Raw genomic sequence first — 7,432 nt, 5'->3', positions numbered from 1 at the left:
CAGCGCAGGCGCGGTGGCAGGGAACGCCGGCCACTCGGGGGCGGCCGCGCGGTGGGCAGCCAGGGCCGCCGGCGCGGAGAGGGTGCGGCGAAGCGAAAGATCGGTCATGGCGAACAGGCCTTGGAGAGGGAAGCGAAACGCCCGCCGATTGAAGCAAACCGCGCATCAATGCCCCGTAAAAACCAACGGCTGCCGCGCCCGTGCTTCGCCCATCCCGCAGGTGCTTCGCCACGCTGCCCCAGAACGGGGTGCGGGAAACCACCAATGCACCAGCAGGGTGCACTCGTTACAGTTCAACCACTCGAAAACGCGCCCGTCGCGTCGAACGAGGGGACCGAGGAGACATCTCGAAGTCGAACAAACCATTCCGAGCATCCCCCTATAAGATGCCTTTTTTACAAAGCGCCGGCGACCCCGGCGCTTTTTCTTTGCCCGTTCCCTTGGCCGGTTCGCTGTGCGCCGGCACGCACGAATCGCCCCCCATTCCCCGTTCCGCCCTGCGGCAGCCCCGACAATCGGGGAATGGAATGGATCATTGTTTCTCTGGCGTCGCTGCTGGCCGGCTTCGTGGACGCCATCGTCGGGGGCGGCGGCCTCATCCTCGTGCCCGCCCTGTTCGCCACGTTTCCCAACGCACCGCCCGCCACGCTGTTGGGCACTAACAAAAGCGCCTCCATCTGGGGCACGGGCATCGCCACCTGGCAGTACAGCCGCCGCGTGCAGATGCGCTGGCAGGCGATGCTGCCGGCGGCCGCGGCGGGCTTCATCGGGGCGTTTGCCGGCGCCTGGACGGTGACGGTGATCTCGGCGGATTCGCTGCGCAAGCTGCTGCCGCTGATCCTGCTGGCCGTGCTGCTGTACACGCTGGCCCGCAAGGACCTGGGCCGCCACCACACCCCGCGCTTCGAGGGCCGGATCGAGACACGCCTGGCCTGCGCCATCGGGCTGGTGGTGGGTTTCTACGACGGCTTCTTCGGGCCGGGCACGGGCAGCTTCTTCGTCTTCCTGTTCGTGCGGCTGCTGGGCTACGACTTCCTGAACGCTTCGGTGTCGGCCAAGCTGCTGAACCTGGCCACCAACGTGGCCGCCATCATCCTGTTCGCGGCCAAGGGGCACGTGTGGTGGCACTTCGCGGTGCCGCTGGCGGTGGCCAACGTGGTGGGCAGCGTCATCGGCACGCACATGGCGCTCAAGCACGGTACGGGCTTCGTGCGCGGCATCTTCATCGTGGTGGTCAGCGCGCTCATTCTCAAGACGGGCTACGACGCCTTCCTGCGCTGAGAAAAAAAAGCCCAAGCGGGCCCGTTTTTTGCGCTCCGGCTCAGGGTTTGCGGGTGTGCATGGCCTCATGCACGCCTTTTATAATGTGGCAATCCCGTGACTGCCCGTCCCGCGGGCGGCCCACTGGCCGCTGGCTCCGGCTTCGCTAACCGCCAAGCCGGATTTTTTGTACCTGAAACCACCCTGCGCAGGAACAACAGAGATGAAGATGTTCAAGACGATCGCCACCGTAGTGGCAATGTGTGCCGCTTTTTCCGTGCAGGCCCGCACGCTGGAGGCCGTCAAGAAGGACGGCAAGATCATCATCGCCACCGAAGGCCAGTTCGCGCCCTTCAACTATTTCCAGGGCACCCAGCTCACGGGCTTCGAGATCGAAGTGGCCAACCTGGTCGCCAAGAAGATGGGCCTGAAGGTCGAATGGAAGACGCTGGGCTTCGACGCCCTGCTGACCGGCCTGGCGCAGGACCGCTGGGATGCCGTCATCGCCTCGCACGGCGTGACCGAAGAGCGCGCCAAGGCCGTCACCTTCGCCACGCCCCACTACTGCTCGGGCGGCATGATCATCGCCACCGACCCCAAGATCCGCACCGCCAAGGACCTCACCGGCAAGATCGTCGCCGTGCAGACCGGCACCAGCTACCTGGAGAACGTGCAGAAGGTCGCCGGCATCAAGGAAATGAAGAACTTCCCCACCGACGTGGACGCCCGCAGCGCGCTCACCTCCAAGCGCGTCGATGCCTGGGTGACCGACAAGTTCGTGGCCAAGGAAGTGGTCGCCAAGAACCCCAAGGCGGGCCTGAAGCTGGGCGACATGCTCTTCATCGAGAAGATCGCACCCGCCGTCTCCAAGGGCAACACCGGCCTGGCCGACGCATGGAACAAGGCCTTTGCCGAAGTGCTGGCCGATGGCAGCTACGCCGCCGTGTCCCAGAAGTACTTCAACGAAGACGTCCGCTGCGCGCCATAAGCCGCGGCGCCGGCTTCGGACCGCCTTCCTTCCATGCTCAATGCTCTGTGGCCACAGCACTGGACGCGCCAGCACCGCAGCAATGCGACGCTGGTCTCCGCCCTGCTGCTGATGGTGTTGGCGCTGGCCCTGCTGGGCCAGCTTCTTTCCTTCCTGCCTGACCCGATCGGACCGAACGCCCAGGCGTTCTCCGACGGCGCGCGCACCACGCTGTGGCTCACCCTGGTGAGCGGCAGCGTGGGCCTGGTGCTGGGCACCAGCGCCGCGCTGGCCCGCACCTCGCGCTGGATCGCGCTGCGCTGGGTCGCCGGGTTCTACATCTGGGTCATCCGCGGCACGCCGCTGCTGGTGCAGATCCTCTTCGTGTACTTCGCGCTGCCGGTGCTGGTGCCGGGGCTGAACCTGCCCGACTTCGCCGCCGCCGTGGTGGCGCTGGGCCTGAACGTGGGTGCCTACAACGCCGAGGCGGTGCGCGCCGGACTGCTGGCCGTGCCGCGCGGGCAGACCGAGGCGGCGCGGGCCCTGGGCCTGTCGCGCCTGCACGTGTTCTTCGACGTGGTGTTTCCGCAGGCCTTCAAGATCTCGCTGCCTCCGCTGGTGAGCAACTTCGTGGCGCTGCTCAAGGACTCGTCGCTGGCCTACGCCATCGGCGTGGTGGAGCTGACCAACGTGGGCAACCGCATCCAGTCGGCGACCTTCCAGCCCATCGCGACGCTCTCCACCGTGGCCATCACCTACCTGCTGCTGACCACGCTGGTCACGCAGATCTCCAACGCCGTCGAGTACCGCTTCGACGTGGAAGGACGGGCGCAATGAGCCAGGCCACGCCCTACATCGTCGCCGACTGCGTGTGCAAGTCGTTCGGCGCGCACCAGGTGCTCAAGGAGGTGTCCACCACCTTCAACACCGGCGAGGTGACGGTCATCATCGGCGCCTCGGGCTCGGGCAAGAGCACGCTGCTGCGGGCCATCAACCGGCTGGAGCCCCACGACAGCGGCCGCATCACCATCGGCGGCACCGAGGTGACGGACGACCAGCGCACGCTGCAAAAGCAGCGCAGCGAGGTCGGCATGGTGTTCCAGCAGTTCAACCTGTTCGGCCACATGAGCGTGCTGGACAACGTGACGCTGGCGCCCCGCCGCATCCACCGCACCCCGCGCGCCAAGGCCAACGAACAGGCCATGGCGCTGCTCAGGCGCGTGGGCATGCAGGACCATGCGCACAAGTACCCGTGGCAGCTGTCGGGCGGGCAGCAGCAGCGCGTGGCGATCGCCCGCGCGCTGGCCATGGCGCCCAAGGTGATGCTGTTCGACGAACCCACCTCCGCCCTCGACCCCGAGATGGTGCAGGAGGTGCTGGACGTCATGCGCGAACTGGCCCGTGGCGGCATGACCATGATCGTGGTCACGCACGAGATGGGCTTTGCGCGCGAGGTGGCCGACCGCGTGATGTTCTTCGACCAGGGCCGCATCGCGCACGACGCGCCGCCAGCCGAGTTCTTCGGCAACCCCGCCAGCGACCGCATCCGCGCCTTCATCGGCCGCATGGGTGCGTGAACCGGGGGAGGCGCACGCCTCCCCTTCCCGCCGGGCCACTGGCTTTTTCCGGCCCGCGCGCTCATCGGGTGCGCGGGCGCCTTGTCTCCATGAAACCTGAACGCCTGGGCCTGCTGGCCCTGCTGGCCGTGACCCTGGTGTGGGGCACGACCTTCCCCGCGATGAAGCTGCTGTCGGCGCACCTCGATGCGCTGCAGCTCATCTGGCTGCGCTTTGCCATCGCGCTGCTGGTGCTCGGCCCGCTGTGGCGCGGCATGCGCCGCGCCGAGGCGCGCTGGGGCCTCGCGCTCGGCCTGCTGCTGTTCCTGGCGTTCTGGCTTCAGATCGAAGGGCTGGCGCGCACCACCAGCAACCGCAATGCCTTCGTGACGGGGCTGAACGTGCTCGTGGTGCCGCTGCTGGCCATGGCCGTGCTGGGGCGGCGCTACGGCTGGCGCCTGTGGGCCGCCTGCGTGATGGCCCTGGCCGGCATGGCGCTGATGTTCCATGAGAACGACCCCTGGAACCTGGGCGATACGCTGACCTTCGCCAGCACGCTGTTCTATGCCCTGTACATCCTGGCGCTGGAAGAGTGCGCGCGCCGCACGGCCGCCGAACCCGTGCGCGCCACGCGCATGGCCGCGGCGCAGGCCACCATGATGCTGGCGGCCTCCAGCGTGCTGATCGCCGTGCGCCACGGGGGGCTGGGCAGCACGTGGGCGTCGCTTGCCACGCTCTCGGTGCCGTCGTGGATCGCCCTGGTGTACCTCGGCCTGCTGGCCAGCGTGGTGGTGGTGACGCTGCAGGCCTGGGGCCAGCAGCGCGTGGATGCGATGCGCAGCGCCATCGTGTTCGGGCTGGAGCCGGTGTTCGCCGCGCTCACCGCCTGGGTGCTGATCGACGAACGCCTGGGCATTGCCGGGGTGGCCGGCGCGGCGCTGATCGTGGCAGCGCTGATCTTCAGCCAGTGGCAGCCCGCACCGCGGCAAATCGCGGGTGCCGGCGGCGCGCAGCCCGGGAACTGACCGCGCCGGGCGGCGTCAGGGCTCGATGAGCGGCACGTCGGCCGCGCGCAGCGGCGTGCCGATGGGGGCTGCCGCCTGGCCCTTGCGCACCGCAGCCATGTCCTGCTCGTTGGGGTAGTCGCCCTGCAGCCAGTAGTCGAACACGCGCCGCGCGATGGGCGCGGCATGCGCGGCGCCGAAGCCGGCGTTCTCCACGATCACGGCCAGCGCCAGGCGCGGGTTTTCGGCCGGGGCGAAGGCGGCGAACAGCGAGTGGTCGCGCTGGTGGTCCTCCAGCGCCTTGGCGTTGTACTTGACGTTCTGCCCCAGGCTCACCGCCTGCGCCGTGCCGGTCTTGCCGGCCGAGGTGTAGGGCGCGCCCGCGAACACGCGCGTGCCGGTGCCGCCCTTGTTCACCGCGACGAGCGCATTGCGCACGATCTCCACGTTCTTCGGCGAAAAGCCCAGGTCCTGCCCCGGGGGCTGCTGCACCTCGGTGATCTGGCCCGTCACCGTGTCCTTGATGGCCTTGATGAGGTGGGGCCGATAGCGCGTGCCGCCGTTGGCCAGCGTGGCCTCCGCCAGCGCCAGCTGCAGCATGGTGAAGTTGTTGTATCCCTGCCCGATGCCCAGCGACACCGTCTCGCCCGAGTACCAGCGGCGCATCTCGGGGCGCCGGTAGGTGTTGCGCTTCCACTCGGTGCTGGGCAGCACGCCGCGCACCTCGCCGTTGATGTCGATGCCCGTGGCCTGCCCGAAGCCGAGCGGCTTCATGAAGTCGTGGATGGTGTCCACGCCCATGTCCACGGCCAGCGAATAGAAATACGTGTTGCTGGAGAACTGGATGGCGCGGTGCATGTCCACGCCGCCCAGCCCGCCCTCGTGGCTGCGGAAGGTGTGGCCGCCGTAGGTGTAGAAGCCCGGGTCGTTGTACACCTGGGTGGGCGAGCGCTTGTTCAGCTGCAGCGCCCCCAGCGCCATGAAGGGCTTGTAGGTCGAGCCCGGCGGGTAGGTGCCGCGCAGCGCGCGGTTGAGCAACGGCTTGTCGATCGACTCGTTGAGCGCCTGCCAGTTCTCGCTGTCGATGCCCTCCACGAACAGGTTCGGATCGAACGTGGGCTTGCTCACCAGCGCCACGACCTCGCCGTTGCGCGGGTCGATGGCCACCAGCGCGCCGCGCCGCTCGCCGAACATGTCCTCGATCATCTTCTGCAGCTTGATGTCGATGGACAGCATCACCGTGTTGCCAGGCGTGGCCGGGTGGCTGGCCAGCCGGCGCACGGCGTGGCCGCCGGCGGAGGTCTCCATGCGCTCCACGCCGGTCTGGCCGTGCAGGGTGCTCTCGAAGCCCTGCTCCACGCCCAGCTTGCCGATGTGGTCGGTGCCGCGGTAGTTGGCCGCGTCTTCGGAGTCGTCGATGCGCTCCTTCTCGCGCTGGTTGATGCGACCGATGTAGCCGATCGCGTGGCTGGCCACCTCGCCCATGGGGTAGTTGCGAAACAGCCGGGCCTTGATGTCCACGCCGGGAAACCGGTAGCGCTGCGCCGTGAAGCGCGCCACTTCCTCATCGGACAGGCGCGTGCGGATGGGCAGCGATTCGAAGTTGCGCGACTCGTCCATGAGCCGCTTGAACCGGCGCCGGTCACGCGGGTGGATGTCCAGCACCTTGGACAGGGCATCGATGGTGTCGTCCAGCGACTCGACCTTGGAGGGCGTGATCTCCAGCGTGTAGGCCGAATAGTTGGTGGCCAGCACCACGCCGTTGCGGTCCAGGATGAGGCCGCGGTTGGGCACGATGGGCACCACGGCCGTGCGGTTGCTCTCGGCCTGCTCGGCGAGGTCGTCGTGGCGCACCACCTGCAGGTACACCAGCCGCGCCACCACCAGGCACAGCGCCATCAACACGACCAGCGCCACCACGAACACGCGGGTGCGGAAACGCGACGCATCGGCTTCGGTGTTGCGCAGTTCGGTCATGTCGGCAAAGAAACGGTCAGATCAGGGGGCTGGCGGCGATTCGCGCTCACAGCGGGCGGTTCTCGTCGCGGTCGGGCGGACGGCGCTGCGGCGCCAGCAGTATCCAGCTGGCGAGCGGCCACAGCAAGGCCTCCAGGCACGGCGCCACCAGGCCTTCGAAGCCGGGCAGGATGCCGCCCGACACGATGCGGATCAGCAGCTCGATCGCATGGGCCGCGATGAACAGCGGAAACACCTGCAGCGCCTGCGACGGCACGCTGAACCACAGCAGGCGGCGGTGCATGTACAGGGCGCCGTACATCAGGGCGCAATAGGCCAGGGCATGCTGGCCGAGCAGCGCGGTCTGGTACACATCCATGCACAGCCCCATGGCAAAGGCCACGCCCATGCCCACGCGCTGGGGCTGGTGCACGCCCCAGAACACGAGCAGCACCATCACGAGGTCGGGCGTCCACACCACGCGCCCGAGCGGCAGCATGTTGAACGCCAGCGCCACCAGCAGGCTGCCGACGATGAACAGGGGGCGGACCGGCAGCAGCAGTTGCTGCCCGCGGGGCATGATCATGCGGACCTCCCGGGACGGGATGCGGCGGCCACGGCAGGCCCGCGGGGGCGCAGGGCAGCGCGGATCATCGGCGCCCCTTGCGCACCGGCGCGGCGGGCGCAGG

7 protein-coding genes are annotated in these 7,432 nt (G+C 68.3%); 5 read left to right on the top strand and 2 right to left on the bottom strand.

Translation table 11 applies throughout. The features are described from left to right. Nucleotides 1-522: 522 nt before the first annotated feature. From AC27IO_RS18075 to AC27IO_RS18055, 5 genes are all read left to right on the top strand, one after another. Complete coding sequence (locus AC27IO_RS18075) at nucleotides 523-1,281, top strand: sulfite exporter TauE/SafE family protein (RefSeq protein WP_284394620.1); 759 nt, start codon at nucleotides 523-525, stop codon at nucleotides 1,279-1,281. 202 nt (nucleotides 1,282-1,483) lie between these two features. Continuing rightward, a complete protein-coding gene (locus AC27IO_RS18070; RefSeq protein WP_272565884.1) occupies nucleotides 1,484-2,248 on the top strand; it encodes an ABC transporter substrate-binding protein in 765 nt (254 codons plus the stop codon). A 33-nt stretch (nucleotides 2,249-2,281) separates the two neighbouring features. After that, nucleotides 2,282-3,064: an amino acid ABC transporter permease gene (locus AC27IO_RS18065; RefSeq protein ID WP_284394621.1), complete on the top strand. Its 783-nt coding sequence runs from the start codon at nucleotides 2,282-2,284 to the stop codon at nucleotides 3,062-3,064. Beyond that, nucleotides 3,061-3,804, top strand: coding sequence for an amino acid ABC transporter ATP-binding protein (locus AC27IO_RS18060; protein ID WP_284394622.1), 744 nt, complete (start codon nucleotides 3,061-3,063; stop codon nucleotides 3,802-3,804). Before AC27IO_RS18065 ends, AC27IO_RS18060 begins: the two co-directional genes overlap by 4 nt. Before the next feature lie 89 nt (nucleotides 3,805-3,893). Continuing rightward, on the top strand, nucleotides 3,894-4,808 hold the full coding sequence (locus AC27IO_RS18055; RefSeq protein ID WP_284430285.1) for a DMT family transporter: 915 nt from the start codon (nucleotides 3,894-3,896) through the stop codon (nucleotides 4,806-4,808). Between the two features lie 15 nt (nucleotides 4,809-4,823). Here AC27IO_RS18055 and mrdA read toward each other — a convergent pair whose 3' ends face one another. Continuing rightward, on the bottom strand, nucleotides 4,824-6,764 hold the full coding sequence (mrdA, locus tag AC27IO_RS18050) for a penicillin-binding protein 2 (protein WP_284430286.1): 1,941 nt from the start codon (nucleotides 6,762-6,764) through the stop codon (nucleotides 4,824-4,826). A 46-nt stretch (nucleotides 6,765-6,810) separates the two neighbouring features. Further along, entirely contained in the window at nucleotides 6,811-7,329 is a 519-nt protein-coding gene (gene mreD, locus AC27IO_RS18045) for a rod shape-determining protein MreD (protein WP_272565890.1), read from the bottom strand. Between the last annotated feature and the right edge of the window lie 103 nt (nucleotides 7,330-7,432).

The sequence above is a fragment of the Acidovorax sp. KNOB132 genome (assembly GCF_057541515.1).
This window is presented reverse-complemented; position numbering and strand designations above follow the sequence as displayed.

Excerpts from the sequence above, each read along its gene's own strand:
- AC27IO_RS18075 (WP_284394620.1), top strand. The coding sequence starts at position 523 with ATGGAATGGATCATTGTTTCTCTGGCGTCGCTGCTGGCCGGCTTCGTG.
- AC27IO_RS18070 (WP_272565884.1), top strand. The coding sequence starts at position 1,484 with ATGAAGATGTTCAAGACGATCGCCACCGTAGTGGCAATGTGTGCCGCT.
- AC27IO_RS18060 (WP_284394622.1), top strand. The coding sequence starts at position 3,061 with ATGAGCCAGGCCACGCCCTACATCGTCGCCGACTGCGTGTGCAAGTCG.
- AC27IO_RS18065 (WP_284394621.1), top strand. The coding sequence starts at position 2,282 with ATGCTCAATGCTCTGTGGCCACAGCACTGGACGCGCCAGCACCGCAGC.
- mreD (WP_272565890.1), bottom strand. The coding sequence starts at position 7,329 with ATGATCATGCCCCGCGGGCAGCAACTGCTGCTGCCGGTCCGCCCCCTG.
- mrdA (WP_284430286.1), bottom strand. The coding sequence starts at position 6,764 with ATGACCGAACTGCGCAACACCGAAGCCGATGCGTCGCGTTTCCGCACC.
- AC27IO_RS18055 (WP_284430285.1), top strand. The coding sequence starts at position 3,894 with ATGAAACCTGAACGCCTGGGCCTGCTGGCCCTGCTGGCCGTGACCCTG.